The sequence below is a fragment of the Streptomyces sp. NPDC001787 genome (assembly GCF_040297465.1).
Taxonomy (GTDB): Bacteria; Actinomycetota; Actinomycetes; order Streptomycetales; family Streptomycetaceae; genus Streptomyces.
Genome location: NZ_JBEOZE010000036.1, coordinates 26,238 through 48,034 on the forward strand (window position 1 = coordinate 26,238; position 21,797 = coordinate 48,034).

Genomic DNA, 21,797 nt, shown 5'->3' on the forward strand with positions numbered 1-21,797 from the left:
TCTCAGGCAGGTGACGGCGCCTTCCGCCGGATCACCAGGGCCATCAGGGCCGCCGTCGCGCACAGCGCGCCCGCCGCGTACCAGACCATGTCGTACGAACCGAACGTGTCCCGTGCCACGCCTCCGAGGAACGCCACCGCCGCCGCGCCGACCTGGTGCGAGGCCAGGACCCAGCCGAAGACGATCGCGCTGTCCTCGCCGTACTGCTCGCGGCACAGCGCCATGGTCGGCGGGACCGTCGCGACCCAGTCCAGGCCGTAGAAGACGATGAAGAAGATCATCGGCGGATGGACGGAGGGCGCCATCAGCATCGGCAGGAAGAGCAGTGAGACGCCGCGCAGCGCGTAGTAGACCGCGAGCAGGCGGCGGGCGTCGAAGCGGTCGGTGAGCCAGCCGGAGAAGACCGTGCCGATGACGTCGAAGACCCCGATGACCGCGAGCAGCGAGGCCGCGGCCGTGATCGGCATGCCGTGGTCGTGGGCCGACGGGACGAAGTGGGTGCGGATCAGGCCGTTGGTCGAGGCCCCGCAGATCGCGAAGGTGCCCGCGAGCAGCCAGAACGGGCCCGTCCGGGCCGCGTCGCACAGGACGCGCACCGCTCGCCCCGCCGCGCCCCTGCCCGGCGCGGGCTTCGCCACGTACGCGCCGCCGTACGGGGCGAGGCCCACATCGGCCGGGTGGTCGCGCATCAGGAGCCAGACGAACGGGACGACCACGAGGGCCGCCAGCGCCACGGTCACCGAGGCCGGGCGCCAGCCGTGTGCGTCGACGATCCAGGCGCAGAGCGGCAGGAACACCAGCTGGCCGGAGGCGCCGGCCGCCGTGAGGACACCGGTGACCAGCCCGCGCCGGGCGACGAACCAGCGGTTGGTGACCGTCGCGGAGAACGCCAGCGCCATCGAGCCGGTACCGAGCCCGACGAGCAGCCCCCAATAGACCATCAGCTGCCACGCCGCCGTCATCCAGACACTGGCCAGCGCCCCGGCGGCCACCATGCTCAGCGCGATGACGACCACCCGGCGGATGCCGAACCGGTCCATCAGCGCCGCGGCGAAGGGCGCCGTCAGCCCGTACAGCGCCATGTCGATCGAGACGGCCAGCCCGATCTCCCCGCGCGACCAGCCGAACTCCGTGTGCAACGGGTCGATGAGCAGGCCGGGAAGCGAGTTGAACGCCGCACCGCCGATGATCGTCACGAAGGTGACGGCGGCGACGATCCAGGCCCGGTGGACACGCGGGCGGGAACGGCGTCCGGGCTTCGCATCCCCGATGCCGGGCGTCGCGCCGCCGGTGCCGGTCCACCGGCCCTCGTCCCTGGCGGCGCTTTCGGTTGTCTGAGTCACGTCGTTCAGCATCCGGCCGAGGGGCGGACGCGTACGAGTGGCCGGAGGGACACGGTTCGCAGGGATCGGGCCATACGACGGCCACGTCCCACACCCCGGACGGATCAGGCCATACGACGGCCCCGCCCCACACCCCGGACGGATCGGGCCGTACGACGGCCCCGCCCCACACCCGCCTATCCGGCCCCCACACCACCCCGTCCCCGGACCCACGCGGCCCCCGCCGCCCACAGCGTGTGCGCGCCGTACGCCGCCCCCGCCCCGACCGCGTACCAGAACAGGTCCGGGGCGTTGAACGTCGAGCCGAGCACCAGCCGGGCCGCCGCGCTGCGCGCGGACAGTTCCGCCGGTACGCCCGTCAGCTGGGCGAACTCCACCGCCCAGCTGAACGCGAGCGCCGCCCCCGCCGCGACCCCCGGCCGCACCCTCGGCGCGACCAGCACCACCAGGGCGTGGATCAGCACCGTGTACAGCGCGTCCCCCGCGTACTTGGCGACGTCCCCGCCCGCCACCGAGCGGATGCCGAGACCGGCGGCCACGGTCAGCACCGCCGCGCCCGCCGCCCACACCCGCGTGCGCACGGCCGCCCGCGCGACCCCGGCCACGCCCGCCGTCATCCCTTCCGCTCCAACTGACGGATCGGCCGGGCCATCAGCAGCACGGCCACCGCCAGCAGACTGATCACCGCCCCGGCCAGCAGCACTTCCGGCGCGCCCACCGCCTCCGCCACCGGTCCGGCCAGCGCGCGCCCCGCCGCCACCATCAGGAGCGAACCCGCCACGTCATAGGCGTGCAACCGGTTCAGGGCCTGGGGCGGAACGTGGGTCTGGACCGTGGTCGACCACATCACCAGCCAGAACGCGAACGCCGCGCCGGCCACGAACTGTCCCACCCCCAGGGCGAACACCGGCATCGCGAGCCCCAGCACCACCAGGTTCACCACCGTGGCCGACAGCGCCACGGCCCCCGCCGCGAGCGGCCTGCGCGGTCTCAGTCTCAGGGCGAGCAGGCCACCGGCCACGCTGCCGGCGCCGTTCACCGCCATCATCACGCCGTACGTCCCCGAGCCGTGCGCCTCGGTGACCTGGACCGCGGTGAGCGGGAGCATCGGGCCGAGCACCGCGAAGCCGTACACCGTCCAGACGGCGATCACTCCCCACAGCCAGGAGCGGGCCCGGAACTCCCGCCAACCGTCGACGAGTTCCGCGACGAACGTACCGCGCGTCGTGCCGTCGGCCGGGGCGGGCGCGAGCCGCATCAGGAAGAGGCAGACCCCGGAGACGGCGAAGGTCGCCGCGTTCGCCAGGTAGACGGTCCCGGCACCGGCCAGCCCGACGAGTACGCCCGCGAAGGCCGGGCCCGCCATGGTCATCAGCGCCTCGGAGACCCGCAGGACCGCGTTGGCGCGCTGCACGTCACGGGAGACCCTCGGCACGGTCGAGGCGACGCCCGGCTGGAACAGCGCGGCGCCGACCCCGGCGACGGAGCTGAGCGCGTAGACGGACCAGAGCGGCGGGTTTCCCGTCGCGAAGGTCACGGCGAGCACCGAAGCGCCGATCAGCCGCAGCGCGTCGGCGATGATCATCATGCGGCGCGGGGTGAACCGGTCCGCCAGCACCCCGCCGAACAGGACGAAGAACGCCAGCGGTCCCATCCAGGCCGCCAGCGCGAATCCCACGGACGAGGTGGGACGGCCCGCGCCGAGCAGGCCCGCGGTGAGCGCCACGGGGATCATCCCGTCCCCGAAGAGGGCGACGGTGCGGGCGACGAAGAAGTACCGGAAGTTACGGTTCCAGAGCTCACCGGGGCCCGTGCCACCCACCGCCCCCGGCACTGCCCCGGGCAGCGACGGCGGGGTGGGCGGCGGGGGTGGAATCAGGTCGCGTCCCGCGGCGGGAATGGACGCGTCGTCTCTCGGCTTCTCGATCACAGCAGTGACATGTACCAGCTTTTGGTCTATACCAGCTAGTGGGATAAGGAGGTCCGCCTTGCCGCACCGTGTCGTCGTCCTGGCCCTTGATGGGCTGCTCCCCTTCGAACTGGGTATCCCCCAAAGGATCTTCGGCCGCTCCCTGGGCGTGGAGCCCCACAACAGGGGCCGGAAGCTGTACGAGGTCGTGACCTGCTCCGTACGCCCGCCGGGCCCCGTCCGCACCGACGCGGACTTCACGATCACCGTCGAACACGGACCGGAGGCACTGGCCACCGCCGACACCGTCGTGGTCCCCACCTCCTACGAGCTGGGCCCGGTCCACACGGAGGGCAGACTCACCGAGGAGCTGGCCGCCGCCTTCGCGTTCGTCCGGCCGGGCACCCGGATGGTGTCCATCTGCACCGGCAGTTATGTCATCGCCGCCGCCGGGTATCTGGACGGACGGCCCGCCACCACGCACTGGTCCTCCGCCGACCACTTCCAGCGGACCTTCCCGAACGTCCGCGTCGACCCGGACGTCCTGTTCATCGACGACGGCGACGTCCTCACCTCCGCCGGGGTCGCCGCCGGGATCGACCTCTGCCTGCACATCGTCCGCCGCGACCACGGCACCGCCGTCGCCAACGAGATCGCCCGCCTCACCGTCGTACCCCCGCACCGGGACGGCGGACAGGCGCAGTACATCCACCGTCCCGTCCCCGAACCGCAGTTCGCGACGACCACCTCCGCCCGCGCCTGGGCGCTGGGGCGGCTGGACCGGCCGATCCTGCTGCGGGACATGGCGCAGCAGGAGGCGATGAGCGTACGGACGTTCACCCGCCGCTTCCGCGAGGAGGTCGGGGTCAGCCCCGGCCAGTGGCTTTCCCAGCAACGGGTGGAGCGGGCCCGGCACCTGCTGGAGTCCACGGACCTGTCGATCGACCAGGTCGCGCGGGACGCGGGCTTCGGCACGGCGACCTCGCTGCGCCAGCACATCCAGGCGGCGCTGGGCGTGCCGCCGACCGTGTACCGGCGCACCTTCCGGACGACGGCCGGGCTGGAGCGCTGACCCCGCGACGGCGGGGCGACGGGAGCCCCCCGCCCGCACCACCCCGCCGTACGCGGCCCGCACCACCCCGGCGCGGACGCGGCCCCCGGGCCTCAGAACACCAGCACTCCCCGCGCCACCCGCCCGTGGTGCGCGTCGTCGGCCGCCTCGGCGAAGTCCTCGACCGGGTACGTCCTGGTCACCAGCTCGTCCAGGAGCAGCCGGCCCTCCTGGTACAGCTCGGCGTAGAGCGCGATATCGCGCTGCGGGCGCGACGATCCGTACCGGCAGCCCAGGATCGACTTGTCCAGGTACATCGACGACACCAGGAACGACGCCTCGGCCGTCGCCGCCGGAACACCCAGCAGGATCGCCTGGCCGTGCCGGTCCAGCAGGTCGATCGCCTGCCGGATCAGTTCGGTGCGGCCCACGCACTCGAAGGCGTGGTCCGCGCCGTTCGGCAGGATGTCCCGCACGCCCTCGGCCGAGGTCAGGAAGTGCGTGGCGCCGAACTGCCGGGCCACCGCCTCCTTCGCCGGGTTCGCGTCGACGGCGACGATGGTCAGGGCACCCGCGATCCGGGCCCCCTGGATCACATTGAGGCCGATGCCGCCCGTGCCGATGACTACGACGGTCTCACCGCGGTCGACCTTCGCCCGGTTGAGTACGGCACCGACGCCCGTGAGGACCCCGCAGCCGATCAGGGCCGCGGAGGTCAGCGGCAGAGCGGCCGGGATCTTCACCGCCTGTACGGCCCTGACCAGGGTCCGTTCGGCGAAGGCCGAGTTGGAGGCGAACTGGAACAGCGGCTTCCCGCCCCGCGAGAACGGCCGCCCCGGCCTGCCGATCGCCTTGCGGCACATCGTGGGGCGGCCCCGGTCGCACTGCGCGCAGGCCCCGCAGTTCGCCAGCGTGGACAGCGCCACGTGATCCCCGGGCGCCACGTGTGTCACCCCGGCACCCACGGCCTCCACCACCCCGGCGCCCTCGTGGCCGAGGACCACCGGCGCGGGGAAGGGGATCGTGCCGTCGATCACGGACAGATCGCTGTGGCACAGACCCGCCGCGACCACCGCGACCAGCACCTCACCGGGAGCCGGGTCGCGTATCTCCAGGTCATCGACGACCTCGGTCCGCGTGCCGTCGAAGACGACGCCTCTCATCTCGGCTCCCTCGGTAGGCCGAGCACCCGCTCGGCGATGATGTTCCGCTGGATCTCGTCCGAACCGCCGTAGATGGTGTCGGACCTGGTGAAGAGGAACAGGCACTGCGCTTCGTCGAGTTCGTACGGGTGGCGCTCGGACCACGCGGCCGGGCCCACGGCCCCCGCCGGTCCCTTGATCAGCACGGCCAGCTCGCCGAGCCGCTGATGCCAGCCGCCCCACAGCAGCTTGGCCACACTGGGGGCACCGGGGTCGTCCGTGGCGCCGAGGGTGCGCAGGGCGTTCCAGCGCATCGTCCGCAGCTCGGCCCACTGGCGCACCAGCCGCTCCCGCAGTACGGGATCGGCGACGGCACCGCTCTCCACGGCGGTGCGCACCACCCGGTCCAGCTCGGCGGCGAACCCGATCTGCTGGACCAGCGTGGACACCCCGCGCTCCAGGGCCAGCAGCCCCATGGCGACGGCCCAGCCGTTGCCCTCGCCGCCCACCACCTCCGCGGCGCGCGCCCCGTCGAAGAAGACCTCGTTGAACTCGCTGGTCCCCGACATCTGGCGGATCGGCCGCACCTCGATACGGCCCGGCTGGTCCATCTCGACCAGCAGGAACGACAGCCCCCGGTGGCGGGACGACCCGGGCTCGGTGCGGGCCAGGACGAAGCACCAGTCGGCGTCCCGTGCCAGCGAGGTCCAGATCTTCTGCCCGGTGACGGCATGGCCGCCCGCCCCGTCCCGTACGGCGGCGGTCCGCACCCCCGCGAGGTCGGAGCCGGCGTCGGGTTCGCTGTACCCCTGGCACCACAGCGTCTCGCCCCGGGCGATGCCGGGCAGGAAGCGCCGCCGCTGCTCCTCGGTGCCGTACGCGATCAGGGTCGGGGCGAGGAGGTTCTCGCCGATGTGGCCGACACGGGCCGGGGCTCCGGCCGCGGCGTACTCCTCGGCCCAGACGACCTGCTGGACCAGGCTCGCGCGGCGGTTGCCGTAGCCGGGCTCCGGGGTGTCCCAGCCGAGGCCGATCCAGCCGTCCCGGCCGAGCGCGCGTTCCCAGGCTCGGGGGCTGTCGGCCGGGAGACCCGCCTCCAGCCAGGCGCGGGCCCGGGTGCGGAACGCCTCGTCCTCGGGTCCGAAACCGAAGTCCATGCGTGCCTCCTGTTTCTGTACGGGGATGCCCGGGTGCCACCGGGCGGACGGCCGCCGGGCCGGACCGGGTCGGCCGGACCGGGCCGGACCGGTCAAGGGCGGGGGGACCGGCCGGTGGCCGGTGCGCGGGCAGCGGCGTGGTCAGCCGTTCGGGCGGGCGCCCGCCTTGGCCGCCGCCGCCATCTCCTCCAGCCGGGCCAGCATCGGCATCGGGTCCACCCCCACCGTCCCGGGCAGGAAGTCGGCGATCCTCTCGGGGGTCCAGGCGCCCTCCGCGTACCCCGCCCGCAGCTCCCTCGGCTGGGCCCAGACCGCGATCTTCGGACCCGCGATCGTGTACACCTGGCCGGTGATCCGCTCCGCCCGCGCGCGTTCGCTCAGCAGGTACACGACGAGGGCCGCCACATCCTCCGGCTCACCGATCTCCGCCAGTTCCATCGGCACATTGGCGGACATCCGGGTGCGGGCCACCGGGGCGACCGCGTTCGCCGTGACGCCGTACTTGTGCAGACCGAGCGCGGCGCTGCGGACCAGCGAGATGATCCCGCCCTTGGCGGCGCTGTAGTTGGCCTGGGCCACGCTGCCCTGGTGGTTGCCGCTGGTGAAGCCGATCAGCGTGCCGCCGCCCTCCTGCTTGCGCATCACCGCCGAAGCGGCGCGGAACACCGTGAAGGTGCCCTTGAGATGGGTGGCGAGGACCGGGTCCCACTCCTCCTCGGACATGTTGAAGAGCATCCGCTCGCGCAGGATCCCGGCGACGCACACCACCCCGTCGATCCTCCCGAACCGTGCGAGGGCCGTGTCCACGATCCGCAGGCCGCCCGCCATCGTGGAGATGTCGTCGGCGACCGCCACCGCCTCCCCGCCCGCCGCCTCGATCTCCTTGACGACGCCCTGCGCGACCTCGCTGCTGGGCTCGCCGCCCTCGATGGAGACGCCGTAGTCGTTGACGACGACCTTCGCGCCCTCGGCGGCGGCGGCGAGTGCGACCGCCCGCCCGATGCCCCGGCCGGCCCCCGTGACGGCCACCACCTTGCCTGCCAAGAAGTTCCCCATGCCCGGCCCCTTCCCGCGGTTTCTGACGGACCGTTAGATTTTACGGGTAGTCAGATACTCCGGCACAAGCCCCAGGAGGTCCCCATGTCCCTGCCGGCCGAGTTCCACGAGATCGCCGAGCGCGTCAACAACTGGGGCCGGTGGGGCGCGGGCGACGAGATCGGCACCCTGAACCTGATCACCGACGAGGTCGTACGGGAGGCCGCGGCCACCGTCCGTACCGGCCGCCGCGTCGCTCTCGCGCTGCCGCTCCAGCAGGACGGCGTCCAGAGCGGGCTGATCCCGGGACGGGTGAATCCGCTGCACACGATGGTCCAGATCAATCAGGAGCTCTTCGGCCCCGGCACCGTCGCCACCAGCGACGACGCCGTCACCATGGGGCTCCAGGCGGCCACCCACTGGGACGCGCTCACCCATGTCTCGCACAGCGGGAAGATCTACAACGGCCGCCCCGCAGCCTCCATCACCGCCCACGGCGGCGCGGAGTTCAGCTCGATCGCCGCCGTACCGCACCTCGTCTCACGCGGGGTCCTGCTGGACGTGGCCCGCGCCCGGGGGGTCGACCGGCTGCCCGGCGGCCATGCCGTCACCCCCGAGGACCTGGACGCGGCGGAGGAGTTCGCGGGCCTGCGGGTCCGTGCCGGGGACATCGTGCTCGTACGGACCGGGCAGGTGCAGGTCTTCCTGGCGGGCGACAGACACGCCTACGGCTACCCGTCGCCCGGCCTGTCGGTGCGGACGCCCGAGTGGTTCCACGCCCGCGATGTGGCCGCGGTCGCCAACGACACCCTGACGTTCGAGATCTTCCCGCCCGAGATCGAGGACCTGTGGCTGCCGGTGCACGCGCTCGACCTCGTCGAGATGGGCATGCTCCAGGGCCAGAACTGGAACCTCGAAAACCTGTCCACAGCCTGTGCGGAGGAGCGGCGCCACGCCTTCCTGCTCTCGGCGATGCCGGAACCGTTCACCGGGGCCACCGGAACCCCGGTCGCCCCGGTGGCGATCCTGTAGCGGCCGACGCCGGTCGCGGGCGGCGCGTGAGGACGCGCTCCCCGCGTTACGAGTGGTTGATGAAGACGCAGGAGGGCGCGCACGGCACGGCACCGTGCGCGCCGTGCGGCACCCCGCCGGACACGCCCCGGGGCCCGAAGTCCGCCTCGGACACTCCCCGGGGCCCGAAGTCCCCGGGCGCGGCACGGGGCCCCGACTGCTCCTGGATCACCGGGGGCCGCGCCGGTACGCACCGGTCGACCTCGCACCAGATCCGCTTTCCGGCCCCCTCGGGCTGCCAGCCCCAGCGGTCCGCGAGACCGTCCACCAGCTCCAGGCCGCGGCCATTGGTGTCGTCACCCTCCGCGTGCCGCTGGAGCGGCGGGCGGTCACTGGCGTCGGCCACCTCGACCCGGACGGTCCCGGCCCCGTCCCCGGCCGAGCCGAACAGCATCCTCAGCACGGCCGGACAGCCGGTGTGGACGACCGCGTTGGTGACCAGCTCCGAGATGAGCAGGATGAGCGTCTCGGCGAGCGGTTCGTCGTCTCCTATCCCGGACCCGACGAGGCGCGAACGCGCCCATCTGCGGGCCCGCCCCACCTCCGCGGGATCCGGCCCGACCTCCAGCTGAACCTGAAGCACCTGCACCGCTCACACCATCCGAACCGGCGGACACATCGCCTCGCGCCTCCTCAGGGTCACGGAACGTGATTCCCTTGGGAGACAGCATGGTTGACGTACAGTCACCGCAACAAGCGCTTCGGGCATATTCCAGCGCGAAGGAGTACGCATGGTGCATACTGTGCGACGCACGTTGCGGGGAGTCGAACGAGAGCGCGCCGACACCGCGGAATTCGCTTCCCGGGCAGGCCCGGCGCATCTCCCTGGACCGTGCGCGGGGCACCTCTTCCGGACGGGGGACGCCGCACAGGCCGCCCCCGGATCGCCCGGTTCCAGAACCACTCGCACTCGACGGAGCGTACCCGAGCCCGGCGCCGACTCCGGCCGGTGACGAACCGGGCGCAGGACACAACCGGGGATCGGAACGTCCCGGCTGCGCTGTGTCACGCCCGTGTCCGCCCGCCCGGTGACCCGCTACCCGCGGGCGCCCGGGGCCCGGCCGGGCGGCTCCGTACGGCCCAGATCGTCCGCCAGGATCTCCTCCGACTCCGCCGCGGTGGGCGGGCGGGCCGCCCGCACCCAGGCCCGTTTCAGGTGGAGGTGAACATCTGCTTCCCAGGTGAAGCCCATGCCGCCGTGTACCTGGAGGCAGTCCCGCGCGTTGCCGACGGCCGCCTCGTCGGCGAGCAGCTTGGCGCCGGCGATCTCCACCGCGTCCGCGGTCACGGCCGCCGCGTACACGGCGACGCGGGCCGTCTCGACGCGGGTCAGCATCCGGGCGCAAAGATGTTTGACTGCTTGGAAGGAGCCGATCGGGGCACCGAACTGTTCACGTTCACGGGCGTGTTGGACGGCCGTTTCCAGGGTCCGGGCAGCGCTGCCGAGCTGTTCGGCGGCGGTCAGCACGGCCGCCTCTCCACGCAGCCGTACGGCGTCGGCGGGCAGCGGCTCCCCCTGCCCGGCGGGAGAGGCGACCCGGTGGAGCGGGGTGAGGGGGTCGAGCGACCGTACGGGGCGGGCCGCGCGCACCAGCGCGCGCAGCGGCTCCCCGGTCAGCACCCGGACGTCCTCCCCCGGCCCCAGGACGAGCAGCGCGTCGGCGTCCGCGAGATCCGCCACAGTCCCGCCGTCCCGGTCGCCCCGTCCATCTCCGTACCTCCCACCGCCCCGTCCGTCTCTCCCGTCTCCCCCGTCTCCCCCGTCGTACGCCACGGCCACCGCGGCCCGCCCCTCCGCGGCGCCCTTCACCGCGCCGGCGGCGAGATGGGTGCCCACCAGGGGGCCGGGCAGCAGTACCCGCCCCGCCTCCTCGAAGAGCAGAACGGCCTCGGGGAGACCGAGCCCCACCCCGCCCTCGTCCTCCGGCAGCCGCAGCGCGAAGAACCCGGCCGCGCCGAGCTGACCCCACAGCTCCCGGCCGACGCCCTCACCCCGGTCCAGGACCGCCCGCATCCGGTCCCTGTCGAAGCGGCCGGCGAGCAGTTCGCGCACGCCCGACCGCAAAGCCCGCTGATCCTCCGAGAGCTGGAAGTCCACAGTCCGCTCAGCGCCCCTTCGGCAGGCCGAGTATCCGCTCGGCGACGATGTTCCGCTGGATCTCCGAGGTGCCCGCGGCGATCGTGTACGAGAGGGAGGAGAGCCGGTCCAGGACCCACTCCCGGTCCAGATCGAGGCCGTCCGCGCCCAGCACCTCGGCAGCCGCCCCGTACAGCTCCTGACGGGCCCGCGAGTAGCGCAGCTTGAAGACGGAGCCGCCGGTCCCGGGGACCCCTCCGCTGCGCTGCGCCTCGCTGACGTTCCACTGGGTGAGCCGCCACAGCGCCCGGAACTCCGCGTTGAGCCCGCCCAGCCTGCGGCGCAGCACCGGATCGTCCCAGCGGCCGTTCGCGCGTGCGGCGACCGCCAGTTCGTCCAGGGTGCGGCGGCAGGCGACGACCTCGCCGACGAAGGCCGTACCGCGTTCGAAGGAGAGGGTGACCATGGTGACCCGCCAGCCGTCGTTCTCCGCGCCGACGCGGTGGGAGAGGGGCACCCGGACCTCGTCGAGGAACATCTCGGCGAACTCGGTGGATCCGGCGAGGGTGCGCAGCGGGCGGACGGTGACGCCGGGCGCGTCCATCGGCATGGCGAGCCAGCTGATGCCGCGGTGTTTCGGCGCCGCCGGGTCCGTGCGCACGAGCAGTTCGCACCAGTCGGCGACCTCGGCGTGCGAGGTCCAGATCTTGCTGCCGCTCACCACGTAGTCGTCGCCGTCGCGGACCGCGCGGGTGCGCAGGGCGGCCAGGTCGGAGCCGGCGTCCGGCTCGCTGAAGCCCTGGCACCAGATCTCGTCCCCGCGCAGGACCGGCGGCAGCCAGCGGGCCCGCTGGGCGGCGGTGCCCTCGGCGGCGATGGTCGGCCCGGCGTGCAGCAGCCCGACGAAGTTCGCGCCGACGTACGGGGCTCCGGCCCGCTCCGTCTCCTCCAGGAAGATGAGGTGCTGGGTGGGGGTGGCGCCCCGGCCGCCCGCGTCGGGCGGCCAGTGCAGTCCGGCGTACCCGGCGTCGTACAGCGTCCGCTGCCAGTGCGTGTCGTACGCGCGGCGGGCGGGCCAGTCGTCGGGGGACGGTTTCGCGGGCAGCCCGGGGAGCACCGAGGCGAGCCATTCCCGCAGCCTCGCCCGGAACTCCTCCTCTTCCTCCGTGTACGCGAGATCCACGCCCGGCGCCCTACTTGGCCCGGTCCCGGTCGAGATCCAGACCGAGCATCCGGATCGCGTTTCCGCGCATCAGTTTGTAGACGGTCTCCTCGTCCAGTCCCTTGACGTGGTCGAGGGCGACCTCCTTGGTGTGCGGGAAGGTCGAGTCGACGTGCGGGTAGTCCGTCTCGAAGGTGGCGTTGTCGCGGCCGACGACGTCGAGGGACGCGATTCCGTGCTTGTCGCGGAAGAAGCAGCAGAACATCTGCCGGTAGTAGTACGTGGACGGCGGCTCGGGGATCAGACCGCGCACCCCGCCCCAGGCCCGGTGCTCCTCCCAGACGTCGTCGGCGCGTTCCAGGGCGTACGGGATCCAGCCCATCTGGCCCTCGCTGTACGCCAGTTTCAGCGTCGGGAACTTCACCAGGACCCCGCTGAAGAGGAAGTCCATCATCGAGGCCATCGCGTTGTTGAAGGAGAGCGACGCCTGCACGGCCGGGGGCGCGTCCGGGGAGGCGGCGGGCATCTGGGAGCTGGAGCCGATGTGCATGTTGACGACCGTGCCGGTCTCCTGGCAGACGGCGAAGAACGGGTCCCAGTAGCCGGTGTGGATGGACGGCAGTCCCAGGTAGGTGGGGATCTCGGAGAAGGTCACCGCCCGCACCCCGCGCGCCGCGTTGCGCCTGATCTCCGCGACGGCGAGGTCGATGTCCCAGAGCGGGATGATGCAGAGCGGGATCAGCCGGCCGCCGCTGTCGCCGCACCACTCCTCGACCATCCAGTCGTTGTAGGCGCGCACACAGGCGAGGGCGACCTCCTTGTCGTGCGCCTCGGCGAAGGTCTGCCCGCAGAAGCGCGGGAAGGTGGGGAAGCAGAGGGAGGCCTCGACGTGGTTGAGGTCCATGTCCTTGAGGCGTTCGGCGGGATCCCAGCAGCCGGGTCGCATCTCCGCGCGGGTGATGCCCTCCAGGGTCATGTCGTCGCGGTCGAATCCGACGGCGGCGATATTGCGCTTGTACGGGAACTTCAGGTCCTCGTAGATCCACCAGTCGGTCGGCGGCCCGTCCGGGTCCATCGTGATGACGTACTTGCCTCCCGTGTACGCCAGCTCGCCGATACCCGCGGTGAGCGGCTGCGGGCCGCGCTCGCGGTACTTGGCGGGCAGCCAGGTGGAGAAGAGGTGCGGTGGCTCGATCACGTGATCGTCGACGCTGACGATCCGAGGAAGTTCGGTCATGGTGTCCCCTTCGGCGCGCTCGGCCTTTGGCTGATGACCCGGCCCATATCTGATGACCCGTCAGATTCAGTTGCGCACCCAGGCTAGCCCCGCACCCCTGGACCGACAAGGCGCAGCGCTCTACGCTCTCCGGGCTATCTGACTATCCGTCAGTTCAGAGGGGAACGCCGTGGGAGCCGTGAACGACGCGAACACCGGAAACACACCGACGGACGGCGCGGGGGCGGCCACGCGCACGGACGCGGCACAGAGCGCGGCGGACCTCGCGCACGCGCTGGGCGCCTCCCGCACCTTCTGGGAGCTGATCGAACGCCGCGCCACCCTGACCCCGGACCGCCCCGTGCTCCTCCAGGGCGACCGCGCGCTGACCTTCGGCGAGCTGCGGGAGCGCGCCGAGCGGGTCGCCGCAGGGCTGTACGAGCGTGGCGTGCGGCCCGGCAGCGTGGTCGCCTGGCAGCTGCCGACCCGGCTGGAGACGGCCCTGCTGTCCTTCGCGCTGACCCGGCTCGGAGCGGTCCAGACCCCGGTCATCCCGTTCTACCGGGACCGCGAGGTCGGGTTCGCGCTGCGCGAGTCACGGGCGGAGTTCTTCGCCGTACCGGGACTCTGGCGCGGCTTCGACCACACGGAGATGGCGCACCGGCTCGCGGCGGAACTGGAACACCCGCCGCTGGTCCTCGACGCCTACGACTCGCTCCCGGACGGCGATCCCTCGCTCCTGCCGCCCCCTCCCGCGCCCGCCGACGGGGAGGCGGTGCGCTGGATCTACTGGACCTCGGGCACCACGTCCGACCCCAAGGGCGTGCTGCACACCGACCGCAGCCTGATCGCGGCCGGATCCTGTCTGGCGCACGCGCTGCGGCTGTCGCCCCGGGACGTGGGCTCGATGGCGTTCCCGTTCGCCCATGTCGCCGGCCCGGACTACACCGTGATGCTGCTGCTGTACGGCTTCCCCGCGGTGATGTTCGAGCAGTTCGCGCTGCCGGACGCGCTGGCGGAGTACCGGCGCCACGGGGTGACCGTGGCGGGCGGATCGACCGCGTTCTACTCGATGTTCCTGGCCGAACAGCGCAAGGACCCGGACCGGAGGCTGATCCCCACCCTGCGGCTGCTCGCGGGCGGCGGGGCACCGAAGCCGCCGGAGATCCACCACGCGGTCGTCCGCGAGATGGGCGTCCTGCTCACCCACGGCTACGGCATGACCGAGGTCCCGATGATCACCATGGGCGCCCCGGACGACACGGCGGAGAACCTCGCCCTGACGGAGGGCCGCCCGCCCGCCGGCATGGAGATCAGGATCACCGACGAGACCGGCAAACCGCTCCCGCACGGCACGGAGGGCGAGGTACGGCTGCGCGGCGAGGCCGTGTGCCGGGGCTATCTGAACCCGGACGCGTCGGCCCCGGCCTTCGACGCCGAGGGCTTCCTGATCACCGGCGATGTCGGCCGGCTCCAGGAGAGCGGCCATCTCACGCTGACCGGCCGCCTCAAGGACATCATCATCCGCAAGGGCGAGAACATCTCCGCCAAGGAGATCGAGGACCTGCTCCACCGGCACCCCGGCGTGGCCGACGCTGCGGTGATAGGGCTGCCGGACCCGGAGCGCGGGGAACGGGTCTGCGCGGTGGTCGAACAGCCCCCGGGGGCAGCCCCCCTGACACTGGCGGAGATCGCCGGACACCTGCGCACCGAGGGCCTGTCGGTGCACAAGCTGCCCGAACAGCTGGAACTGGTGGACGCGCTGCCGCGCAACGAGACGCTGCACAAGGTGCTCAAGTACAGACTCCGCGAGCGGTACGCCTGATCCGGCTTCCTACAGCGCTTCCAGTTCGGCCTGGAGGTCCGGGTCGTCCAGGCCCGGCAGGGTGTATCCCACCGGCTCCTCCCACTCGATCTCGCTGTCGTCGATCGCCACGCGCCACTCGGCGTCGGGCACGGCCCGGCGCAGCTCGGTCATCGAGCCCAGCAGGTGGCGGATCTGCGGAAGATAGCGGGCGGGGTCGTTGGTGAACTTGGTGCATCCCGCGAGAACCTCGTCGGGATCGTCCTCGCCGGGCTCGTACAGGTAGAGCCCTTCCTCGTCGTCGTACGGATACGTGGCTCCGCGGGCGGTCACGATCCGCTGGACGGCATCGCTCTCGGCGGGGCTCAGCGGTGTGTCGCGGCGGGCCGAGTAGTAGAGGGAGACGCTCATGGGGGGAGCGTAGAACGCGACACTGACAACGCCCCGCGGTCCGGGCGCGCGGGGCGGGGCACGGACGGCGCGACAGCGCGTCCGCACCCCGCCCCGACCTGGGAACAGGAGAACCGGGAGCCGGGAGCCGGGAACCGGGAGCCGGGAGCCGGGAGCCTCACGGCGGCGGGGCCGTGAGGCCGCGGAAGCGGTTACGCGTCCGGGGCGATCACCGTGAAGTAGACGGCGAACGCGGTCACCGCGTCGCTCTCGGCGATCCGGCCGTCCCCGTCGGTGTCCAGGCTCCGGGCGGCGACGCTCGCGATCTCCTCGCTGGCGCCGAGCACCCGCAGCACCCGCTCCACGGCCGCCACCGAGGCGGCCCCGTCGTTCTCGCGGTCCGCGACGGCGATGGCCGCGCGCAGGAAGGGGCGGGCGATCTCCGCGAAGCGCTCGGGGTTGTCGCGCAGCCGTTTCACGGCCCCGCCCACGAACTCCTCACGGGTGACGCGCTGGTCCCCGTCCACATCGGCGATCCCCGCCATGCCCTGCCAGAACGCCTCGGCCCCGGTGTAGAGCGCCTGGCCCTTGTCGCAACGGGCCGTCGTACCGAACTCGGCGAGCAGACGGGCCGCGGCTGCGTTGAAATCGGCGCGATCGATGTATCCGTTGCCGTCCTGGTCGAAGGCGGCGAACCGGTGCGCGATCTTGCGTTCGTACTCTGCGCTGTCCATGCGGGGAGCGTACGACGCCCGGGGCCATCACGTGTCACGGACGCCCACCGCCCATATGACAACCTGGCGTTAAGTCAGACCTTGTCCCACCCTGTCAGGCGGACAGCGGCTGGGCTTCCTCGTCCACCGCCGACGCCGCGTCGGGGTAGACCGAGAAGAGGCGGCGCACCCCGAGGGCGGCGAGCACCCGGTTGACGTGGGAGCCGTCCTCCGCGCCCCGGGCCGGGAGGATCAGCCGCAGACGGCCGCCGCAGGACTTCATCAGACGGCGCGAGGCGATCAGTACGCCGACCCCGCTGGAGTCGCAGAAGAAGACGTCCGACAGGTCGAGCACCACGTCGTGCCGGCCCTCGGCGACCGCCTCGTGGACGGACTGACGCACGACGGGTGACGACACGAGATCGAGTTCACCCCGGATCTCCAGCACGGTCCATGAGCCCTGCTCGGTCTCGTCCACCTTCAGTGTCACGCGACTGGACCTCTCGTTCCGGGGGCTCCCGACGATCCGGAAGATTCCGTTCCCTCTCGCGGCTGCCCCACCGCACATCCATGAAACACCGACCCGCTCGCCCCTGCACAGAGAGTTTCCTGCGGAAATGATCACTTCGGCACGTTTCTCCTGCTCAAGAACGCCCAAGGGTGAGGCATTCCCTACCATCTCCGGCCCTTCTGCGGGCAGAGTTGACGCAAAGAGGCGTGATCAACGACCGTGCCGACTAGATTCGGAGTGACGAGCGGCACAGGGCGGGGCAGAGCGGGACGGAACAGGCCGGACACGGCAGGGCACAGGGGCAGGGCTGGGGCTGGGGATTTCATGGCGAAGGACACACCTCCCCGCTGGGACCGCAGGATGCAGCAACGGCTGGCCCGCGGTGAGGCGGCGGCACTCGGCGAGCTCTACGACCGGTTCGCCTCCCTGGTGCACAGCCAGGCCCACCGGATGCTCGACGACGAGGACGCCGCCGACCTGGTCACCCGCGAGGTCTTCGGCCAGGTCTGGGAGAACCCTGAGGCGTACGACCCGAAACTGGGTTCGATGCGGTCCTGGGTGACCCGGCTCGCCCACCGCCAGTCCGTGCAGCGGCTGCGCGGGACGGAGGCCTCCTCGCACGAGGAGGGGCACGGGCACAGCGCCGTCCCCGACCCGGCGGAGCTGGAACAGCGGGTGCTCAGGGCCACCGCGGCGGCCCGCGCCGACTACATCGTCGCCTCCATGCCGGCCCCGCTGCGGGCCGCACTGGAGCTGGCGTACATCCAGCGCCGGGACTACCGGCAGACCGCCGCCGACCTCGGGGTCACCGAGGACGAGGCCCGTCGGCGGCTCCGGCTGGGACTCCAGCTGCTGTCCACCGCGAACACCCGGCCCCTGGAGGGGTCCTCGCCGCCCGGGTACGGACGGGCCCAGTGACGGCCGACGGCAACGGCCGCGAACGCCGCGGGCGCGACGACGAGGTCCAGGGCGCACCGCGCATACCGGGACCCCGCGGCGCCGCGGACGACCTCGACCTCGGCTCCGTACCGCGCCCCGCTCCCCCGCCCGTACGGGACGAGCCCCCGGCCCGGGTACCCGCTCCCTCGACGGAACCGGAGACTCCGATGGCGGCGGCCACGCCGGTCCTCTCCCACCAGGTCCTCAAGGCCCTCCTCGGCGCCTGGGCCCTCTCGGCCTGCTCTCCCGAGGAGACGACGGCCGTCGAGGACCACCTCACCGAGTGCGCCCCCTGCGCGGACGAGGCCCTGCGGCTGCGCGACGCGGTGGGCCTGCTGCACACCGACCGCTCCCTGGACCTCGACCCGGCGCTGCGGTCCCGGGTGATCGACGGCTGCCTGGGGCGCCGTCCCGCCGGAATCCCGGTGCCGGACTGGGTCGCTCCGTACGACGCCGAGACCGCGCGGCTCGATGCCCTGCTCCGGGACATCGGCGACGCGGAATGGCACGCCCCGGTGCGGCTGAAGTGGTTCGAGGACGAACGGGCGGTCCACCGCAGGACGACGGTCGCCGGGGTCATCGGCCATCTGATGACCGTGGACGGGCTGGTGTCCGCCGCCCTCGGACTGAGCGACCCGCTCGGCCCCGGCGTGGTGCCGCTCCCGCCCACCGAGCGCACCGAGGCGTACTGGTCGGCCGCGCGCCTGCCACCGACCCGGGCCGTCCGTGAACCCTGGCGCGACCAGAGCCACGAGCTGATCCGCACGGCGTCCTTCGCGGGCCGCGACATCGCGGAGCTCTCGGTCCCGTACGGGGACTTCGCCCTTCCGCTCCAGGATTCGCTGCTGGACCGGGCCTTCGAGTGCTGGGTGCACGGCGGGGACATCGCCGAAGCGGTCCACTACCCGTACGGGGATCCCTCCGCCGCCCATCTCCACCGGATGATCGACCTGGCGGCACGGCTGCTCCCGGCCACGCTCGCCGAGCGCCGCCGTGCCGGTCTCGCCGGACCGGCCAGGGACCTGGTCGCCGCCGGAGCGCCGGGCCGCACGCTCCATCTGGAGGTCGAGGGACACGGCGGCGGCAACTGGTACATCGCGCTGGACTCCCCGGCCGCCGTCGGCTCGCCCGACCACGCGGTGGCACAGGTCGCGCTCGACGGGGTGGAGCTCTGCCGGCTCGTCGCGGGCCGTATCTCGCCGGTGGACGCGGCGGCGGGCCAGGAGGGCGACCGCGAGGCGATCAACGACGTGCTGTTCGCGGCGGCCTCGCTCAGCCGCCTATGAGCGTGTGGCTACTGGGCCTGTGAGCCTGTGAGCCTGTGAGGAACGCGTCGCGGGCCGGACGGGACTTCCCGGACCCGGCACCGGACCCGGCCCCCGGGACCGCTCTCAGGCGAAGATCACCGTACGGCGGCCGTTGAGCAGGATCCGCCGCTCCGCGTGCCACTTCACCGCACGCGCCAGCGCCTGGCACTCCACATCGCGGCCGATCGCGACGAGCTGGTCCGGCGTCACGTCATGGCCGACGCGCTCGACCTCCTGCTCGATGATCGGGCCCTCGTCGAGGTCGGCGGTCACATAGTGCGCGGTCGCGCCGATCAGCTTCACCCCGCGCGCATGGGCCTGGTGGTACGGCTTCGCGCCCTTGAAGCTCGGCAGGAACGAGTGGTGGATGTTGATGATCCGTCCGCTCAGCTGCTTGCAGAGGTCGTCCGAGAGGACCTGCATGTACCGGGCCAGGACGACCAGTTCCACGTCCTCCTCCCGCACCAGCTCCAACAGCCGCGCCTCGGCGTCCGCCTTGGTGTCCTTGGTCACCGGAAGGTGCCGGAAGGCAATGCCGTACGAGGCGACGAGTTCGGCGAAGTCCGTGTGGTTGGAGACGACGGCCGCGATCTCGACGGGCAGCGCCCCGATCCGGGACCGGAACAGCAGGTCGTTCAGGCAGTGCCCGAACTTGCTGACCATCAGCACGATCCGCATCCGGTCCGCGGACCGGTGGATCTGCCAGTCCATCCGGAAGGAGTCGCCGATGGCGGCGAAACTGGCCCGCAGCTTGTCCACCGTCACCGGGGCGTCCGCCGAGAAGTGGACGCGCATGAAGAAGAGACCCGTGTCGTGGTCGCCGAACTGCTGACTGTCCTCGATGTTGCAGCCGGTCATGAAGAGATAGCTCGACACGGCGTGCACGATGCCCTGTTTGTCGGGGCACGAAAGAGTGAGGACGTACTGCCCGGATACGGCGTCCGAGGCGGCGGGAGAGGCGGGCTGCGGCGCGGTCATCCCCGTAGGGTGCCACACCCGCCCGGTCTCAGGCGGCCCTGGTCATGATGCGGATGACGTCCAGGGAACGCGGCGGTATGTCCGGATCCTCGGCATCGTTCACGGCGAGCATCACATGGGCCTCGCGGGCCGCTCGCACGGCCTCCGGCCAGCCGTGATGTTCGAGATACGCGGATACGGGGGCGTCCGCGCCGACCTGGTGCATGATGCGCAGCACCCGCAGCGCGGCGACGTCGACGGCGGCGGCCTCGGCGGAGTCGCGGAAGATCGTTCCGACGTACTTCTCGGCGGACCAGTTGTCGAGCCAGGTGTCCTCGACCAGGCGGTACACGGCGTCGGTGACGTCCCCGTACCCTTCCCGGCCGGCCAGCCAGCACTCGTGGTGGAAGACGGGATCGGAGAGCATGTGCAGCGCCGAGCGCACGTTGGTGCGCCAGCGCCACCACGGCATGTCATTGAGCGGCATGCCGCCCATGGTGGAGGAGCGACGGCCGCGACGGGAAGTGTTCTCCGAACCTTGCTGCACGGTTGTCGATCGTACGTTCCCTTTTCACGTGTACGCACGGGCCCCTGCAATTCACCTCGATGTCACCGAGCGTTGAACGAAGCACACTGTGGCGTTACCCGGAGGGCGGAAACGTTCAGACCCATGACCGGACGGCGCCGCCCCACCTCCCCCCGCCCCTACACGTTCTTCACATGTACGGCGGCGGCCGGGGCGTTGCTGATATCCGGCTGCGGTGTGCTCCCTGGGGCCTCGGGGGGCTCCAGGGGGCCTGTCACCGTGATGACGTGGGCGCCCGACCGTTCGGACGACGTGGCCGCGGTGAACATGTCGGGGATGACGGCGATGGCGAGGACGTACGCCCGCTGGGTCAACGACCGGGGCGGCATCGGCGGACGCAGGCTGAAGGTGATCATCTGCAACGAGGGCGACACCTCCGTCGGCGCGGAGAAGTGCGCCCGGGAGGCCGTCCGGGAGAAGGTCACCGCGGTCGTCGGCTCGTACAGCCGGCACGGCCGGTCCTTCATGGCTCCGCTGGAGGCCGCCGGGGTTCCGTACATCGGCGGCTACGGGGCCTCCGACGAGGAGTTCACCAGCTATGTCTCCTACCCGGTCAACGGCGGCCAGTCGGCGCTCCTCGCGGGCAACGGCAAGCAGCTGGCGGCCGGCTGCGACCGGGTGTCGCTCGTCCGGCCCGACTCGATCGCCGGCGACGGCATGCCGCCGCTCCTCGACGCCGGCCTCCTGGACGCCGAACGGCCCGGGTCCGTCGACATCCTGGCTCCCGAGGACGCCACCTCGTACGACGACCAGGCGACGAAGGCGCTGGAGCGGGCCGGTGACGGCTGTGTGACGGCGGTGCTCGGCGACCGTACGGAGACCTTCTTCGACTCCTTCCGGCGGCTCGAACCCGACACCGGCGGGGCGCGGATCTCCTCCGTGCTCGGCAGCGTCGGCCAGCCGCTCATCGACCGCACGGGCGGCCGGAACAGCCCGTTCGAGGGGGCGTACGTCACCGGCTGGTACCCGGACTCGGGCGACGCGCGCTGGGACACGATGCGCGAGGTGATCCGGGAGCACGCGTTCGGCGACAACCGGGTCGACCCGCAGGACACGGGGGTGCAGACCACCTGGATCGCGTACACGGCGCTGCGCGCGGTCATCGAGTCGCTCGGCGGCTCCGAGGTCACCTCCGGCACGGTGACCACCGCCCTCAACCGCGGCGCGGAGGTCGACACGGGCGGCCTGACCCCGGTCCTGCGCTGGCGCTACAAGGACATGCTCGGCTCGTCCGCGTACCCCCGGATCGTCAACGCCAAGGTGACGTTCCAGGTGGTCCGGGAGGGCCGTCTCGTCGCCCAGAAGAAGGGCTTCGTGGATGTCACGGAGACCCTGACGGAGGCCCCGAACGTCAAGGGCTGAGCCGGCGGGCCGCCGGTACCGCCGCGGCCCGCCGCCCGTGCGGCCACCGGCCACCGGTCGTCCGG

21 protein-coding genes are annotated in these 21,797 nt (G+C 72.2%); 6 read left to right on the forward strand and 15 right to left on the reverse strand.

Annotated elements, in window-relative coordinates; all coding sequences use genetic code 11:
* Window positions 1-2: 2 nt before the first annotated feature.
* The 3 genes from ABT170_RS34110 to ABT170_RS34120 all read right to left on the reverse strand — a co-directional run bounded on the left by ABT170_RS34110 (window position 3) and on the right by ABT170_RS34120 (window position 3,270).
* On the reverse strand, window positions 3-1,355 hold the full coding sequence (locus ABT170_RS34110) for an MFS transporter (RefSeq protein WP_351874030.1): 1,353 nt from the start codon (window positions 1,353-1,355) through the stop codon (window positions 3-5).
* Window positions 1,356-1,519: 164 nt separating this feature from the next.
* Window positions 1,520-1,960: a ribosomal maturation YjgA family protein gene (locus tag ABT170_RS34115; RefSeq protein WP_351874032.1), complete on the reverse strand. Its 441-nt coding sequence runs from the start codon at window positions 1,958-1,960 to the stop codon at window positions 1,520-1,522.
* The gene (locus ABT170_RS34120) at window positions 1,957-3,270 is read right to left on the reverse strand and encodes an MFS transporter (RefSeq protein WP_443034271.1); all 1,314 of its coding nucleotides are present in this window, start codon (window positions 3,268-3,270) and stop codon (window positions 1,957-1,959) included. Before ABT170_RS34120 ends, ABT170_RS34115 begins: the two co-directional genes overlap by 4 nt.
* Before the next feature lie 61 nt (window positions 3,271-3,331).
* Between ABT170_RS34120 and ABT170_RS34125 the strand changes: the two genes are divergently transcribed.
* Window positions 3,332-4,324 (forward strand): GlxA family transcriptional regulator, encoded by a 993-nt coding sequence (locus ABT170_RS34125; protein ID WP_329942446.1) that lies wholly within the window; start codon window positions 3,332-3,334, stop codon window positions 4,322-4,324.
* A gap of 92 nt (window positions 4,325-4,416) precedes the next feature.
* Here the strand turns inward: ABT170_RS34125 and ABT170_RS34130 are convergent, their stop codons facing one another.
* The 3 genes from ABT170_RS34130 to ABT170_RS34140 form a co-directional block, all read right to left on the reverse strand.
* Window positions 4,417-5,466: a Zn-dependent alcohol dehydrogenase gene (locus tag ABT170_RS34130; RefSeq protein ID WP_329942447.1), complete on the reverse strand. Its 1,050-nt coding sequence runs from the start codon at window positions 5,464-5,466 to the stop codon at window positions 4,417-4,419.
* Window positions 5,463-6,602: an acyl-CoA dehydrogenase family protein gene (locus ABT170_RS34135; protein WP_351874037.1), complete on the reverse strand. Its 1,140-nt coding sequence runs from the start codon at window positions 6,600-6,602 to the stop codon at window positions 5,463-5,465. Before ABT170_RS34135 ends, ABT170_RS34130 begins: the two co-directional genes overlap by 4 nt.
* Before the next feature lie 141 nt (window positions 6,603-6,743).
* The gene (locus ABT170_RS34140; RefSeq protein ID WP_329942449.1) at window positions 6,744-7,658 is read right to left on the reverse strand and encodes an SDR family oxidoreductase; all 915 of its coding nucleotides are present in this window, start codon (window positions 7,656-7,658) and stop codon (window positions 6,744-6,746) included.
* 84 nt (window positions 7,659-7,742) lie between these two features.
* Here ABT170_RS34140 and ABT170_RS34145 point away from each other — a divergent pair, with 84 nt between their 5' ends.
* Window positions 7,743-8,669 (forward strand): cyclase family protein, encoded by a 927-nt coding sequence (locus ABT170_RS34145; RefSeq protein ID WP_329942450.1) that lies wholly within the window; start codon window positions 7,743-7,745, stop codon window positions 8,667-8,669.
* Between the two features lie 46 nt (window positions 8,670-8,715).
* Here ABT170_RS34145 and ABT170_RS34150 read toward each other — a convergent pair whose 3' ends face one another.
* The 4 genes from ABT170_RS34150 to ABT170_RS34165 all read right to left on the reverse strand — a co-directional run bounded on the left by ABT170_RS34150 (window position 8,716) and on the right by ABT170_RS34165 (window position 13,184).
* Entirely contained in the window at window positions 8,716-9,297 is a 582-nt protein-coding gene (locus ABT170_RS34150) for an ATP-binding protein (protein ID WP_329942451.1), read from the reverse strand.
* Window positions 9,298-9,744: 447 nt separating this feature from the next.
* Entirely contained in the window at window positions 9,745-10,806 is a 1,062-nt protein-coding gene (locus ABT170_RS34155; RefSeq protein WP_351874042.1) for an acyl-CoA dehydrogenase family protein, read from the reverse strand.
* Window positions 10,807-10,813: 7 nt separating this feature from the next.
* On the reverse strand, window positions 10,814-11,968 hold the full coding sequence (locus ABT170_RS34160) for an acyl-CoA dehydrogenase (protein ID WP_329942453.1): 1,155 nt from the start codon (window positions 11,966-11,968) through the stop codon (window positions 10,814-10,816).
* A gap of 10 nt (window positions 11,969-11,978) precedes the next feature.
* On the reverse strand, window positions 11,979-13,184 hold the full coding sequence (locus ABT170_RS34165) for an amidohydrolase family protein (protein ID WP_266931932.1): 1,206 nt from the start codon (window positions 13,182-13,184) through the stop codon (window positions 11,979-11,981).
* Between the two features lie 274 nt (window positions 13,185-13,458).
* Here ABT170_RS34165 and ABT170_RS34170 point away from each other — a divergent pair, with 274 nt between their 5' ends.
* Window positions 13,459-14,988: a class I adenylate-forming enzyme family protein gene (locus ABT170_RS34170; RefSeq protein ID WP_329942503.1), complete on the forward strand. Its 1,530-nt coding sequence runs from the start codon at window positions 13,459-13,461 to the stop codon at window positions 14,986-14,988.
* 9 nt (window positions 14,989-14,997) lie between these two features.
* On the opposite strand, the gene ABT170_RS34175 is transcribed toward ABT170_RS34170, so the two are convergent.
* From ABT170_RS34175 to ABT170_RS34185, 3 genes are all read right to left on the reverse strand, one after another.
* The gene (locus ABT170_RS34175) at window positions 14,998-15,378 is read right to left on the reverse strand and encodes a hypothetical protein (protein WP_329942454.1); all 381 of its coding nucleotides are present in this window, start codon (window positions 15,376-15,378) and stop codon (window positions 14,998-15,000) included.
* A 191-nt stretch (window positions 15,379-15,569) separates the two neighbouring features.
* The gene (locus ABT170_RS34180; protein ID WP_329942455.1) at window positions 15,570-16,091 is read right to left on the reverse strand and encodes an EF-hand domain-containing protein; all 522 of its coding nucleotides are present in this window, start codon (window positions 16,089-16,091) and stop codon (window positions 15,570-15,572) included.
* A 94-nt stretch (window positions 16,092-16,185) separates the two neighbouring features.
* Window positions 16,186-16,560 (reverse strand): STAS domain-containing protein, encoded by a 375-nt coding sequence (locus ABT170_RS34185; RefSeq protein ID WP_266931936.1) that lies wholly within the window; start codon window positions 16,558-16,560, stop codon window positions 16,186-16,188.
* 345 nt (window positions 16,561-16,905) lie between these two features.
* Between ABT170_RS34185 and ABT170_RS34190 the strand changes: the two genes are divergently transcribed.
* Together ABT170_RS34190 and ABT170_RS34195 are read left to right on the forward strand one after the other, a co-directional pair.
* On the forward strand, window positions 16,906-17,499 hold the full coding sequence (locus tag ABT170_RS34190; RefSeq protein WP_329942456.1) for an RNA polymerase sigma factor: 594 nt from the start codon (window positions 16,906-16,908) through the stop codon (window positions 17,497-17,499).
* The gene (locus tag ABT170_RS34195; RefSeq protein WP_329942457.1) at window positions 17,496-18,806 is read left to right on the forward strand and encodes a zf-HC2 domain-containing protein; all 1,311 of its coding nucleotides are present in this window, start codon (window positions 17,496-17,498) and stop codon (window positions 18,804-18,806) included. The genes ABT170_RS34190 and ABT170_RS34195 overlap by 4 nt, the downstream gene beginning before the upstream one ends.
* A 105-nt stretch (window positions 18,807-18,911) precedes the next feature.
* On the opposite strand, the gene purU is transcribed toward ABT170_RS34195, so the two are convergent.
* Window positions 18,912-19,805 (reverse strand): formyltetrahydrofolate deformylase, encoded by an 894-nt coding sequence (purU, locus tag ABT170_RS34200; protein ID WP_351874048.1) that lies wholly within the window; start codon window positions 19,803-19,805, stop codon window positions 18,912-18,914.
* Between the two features lie 28 nt (window positions 19,806-19,833).
* Complete coding sequence (locus ABT170_RS34205) at window positions 19,834-20,280, reverse strand: SCO4402 family protein (protein WP_266932568.1); 447 nt, start codon at window positions 20,278-20,280, stop codon at window positions 19,834-19,836.
* A gap of 174 nt (window positions 20,281-20,454) precedes the next feature.
* Between ABT170_RS34205 and ABT170_RS34210 the strand changes: the two genes are divergently transcribed.
* Complete coding sequence (locus ABT170_RS34210; protein WP_329942467.1) at window positions 20,455-21,732, forward strand: ABC transporter substrate-binding protein; 1,278 nt, start codon at window positions 20,455-20,457, stop codon at window positions 21,730-21,732.
* Window positions 21,733-21,797 lie beyond the last annotated feature (65 nt).

Excerpts from the sequence above, each read along its gene's own strand:
- ABT170_RS34165 (WP_266931932.1), bottom strand. The coding sequence starts at position 13,184 with ATGACCGAACTTCCTCGGATCGTCAGCGTCGACGATCACGTGATCGAG.
- ABT170_RS34145 (WP_329942450.1), top strand. The coding sequence starts at position 7,743 with ATGTCCCTGCCGGCCGAGTTCCACGAGATCGCCGAGCGCGTCAACAAC.
- ABT170_RS34115 (WP_351874032.1), bottom strand. The coding sequence starts at position 1,960 with ATGACGGCGGGCGTGGCCGGGGTCGCGCGGGCGGCCGTGCGCACGCGG.
- purU (WP_351874048.1), bottom strand. The coding sequence starts at position 19,805 with ATGACCGCGCCGCAGCCCGCCTCTCCCGCCGCCTCGGACGCCGTATCC.
- ABT170_RS34130 (WP_329942447.1), bottom strand. The coding sequence starts at position 5,466 with ATGAGAGGCGTCGTCTTCGACGGCACGCGGACCGAGGTCGTCGATGAC.
- ABT170_RS34135 (WP_351874037.1), bottom strand. The coding sequence starts at position 6,602 with ATGGACTTCGGTTTCGGACCCGAGGACGAGGCGTTCCGCACCCGGGCC.
- ABT170_RS34175 (WP_329942454.1), bottom strand. The coding sequence starts at position 15,378 with ATGAGCGTCTCCCTCTACTACTCGGCCCGCCGCGACACACCGCTGAGC.
- ABT170_RS34140 (WP_329942449.1), bottom strand. The coding sequence starts at position 7,658 with ATGGGGAACTTCTTGGCAGGCAAGGTGGTGGCCGTCACGGGGGCCGGC.
- ABT170_RS34180 (WP_329942455.1), bottom strand. The coding sequence starts at position 16,091 with ATGGACAGCGCAGAGTACGAACGCAAGATCGCGCACCGGTTCGCCGCC.
- ABT170_RS34210 (WP_329942467.1), top strand. The coding sequence starts at position 20,455 with ATGACCGGACGGCGCCGCCCCACCTCCCCCCGCCCCTACACGTTCTTC.
- ABT170_RS34205 (WP_266932568.1), bottom strand. The coding sequence starts at position 20,280 with ATGGGCGGCATGCCGCTCAATGACATGCCGTGGTGGCGCTGGCGCACC.
- ABT170_RS34110 (WP_351874030.1), bottom strand. The coding sequence starts at position 1,355 with ATGCTGAACGACGTGACTCAGACAACCGAAAGCGCCGCCAGGGACGAG.
- ABT170_RS34190 (WP_329942456.1), top strand. The coding sequence starts at position 16,906 with ATGGCGAAGGACACACCTCCCCGCTGGGACCGCAGGATGCAGCAACGG.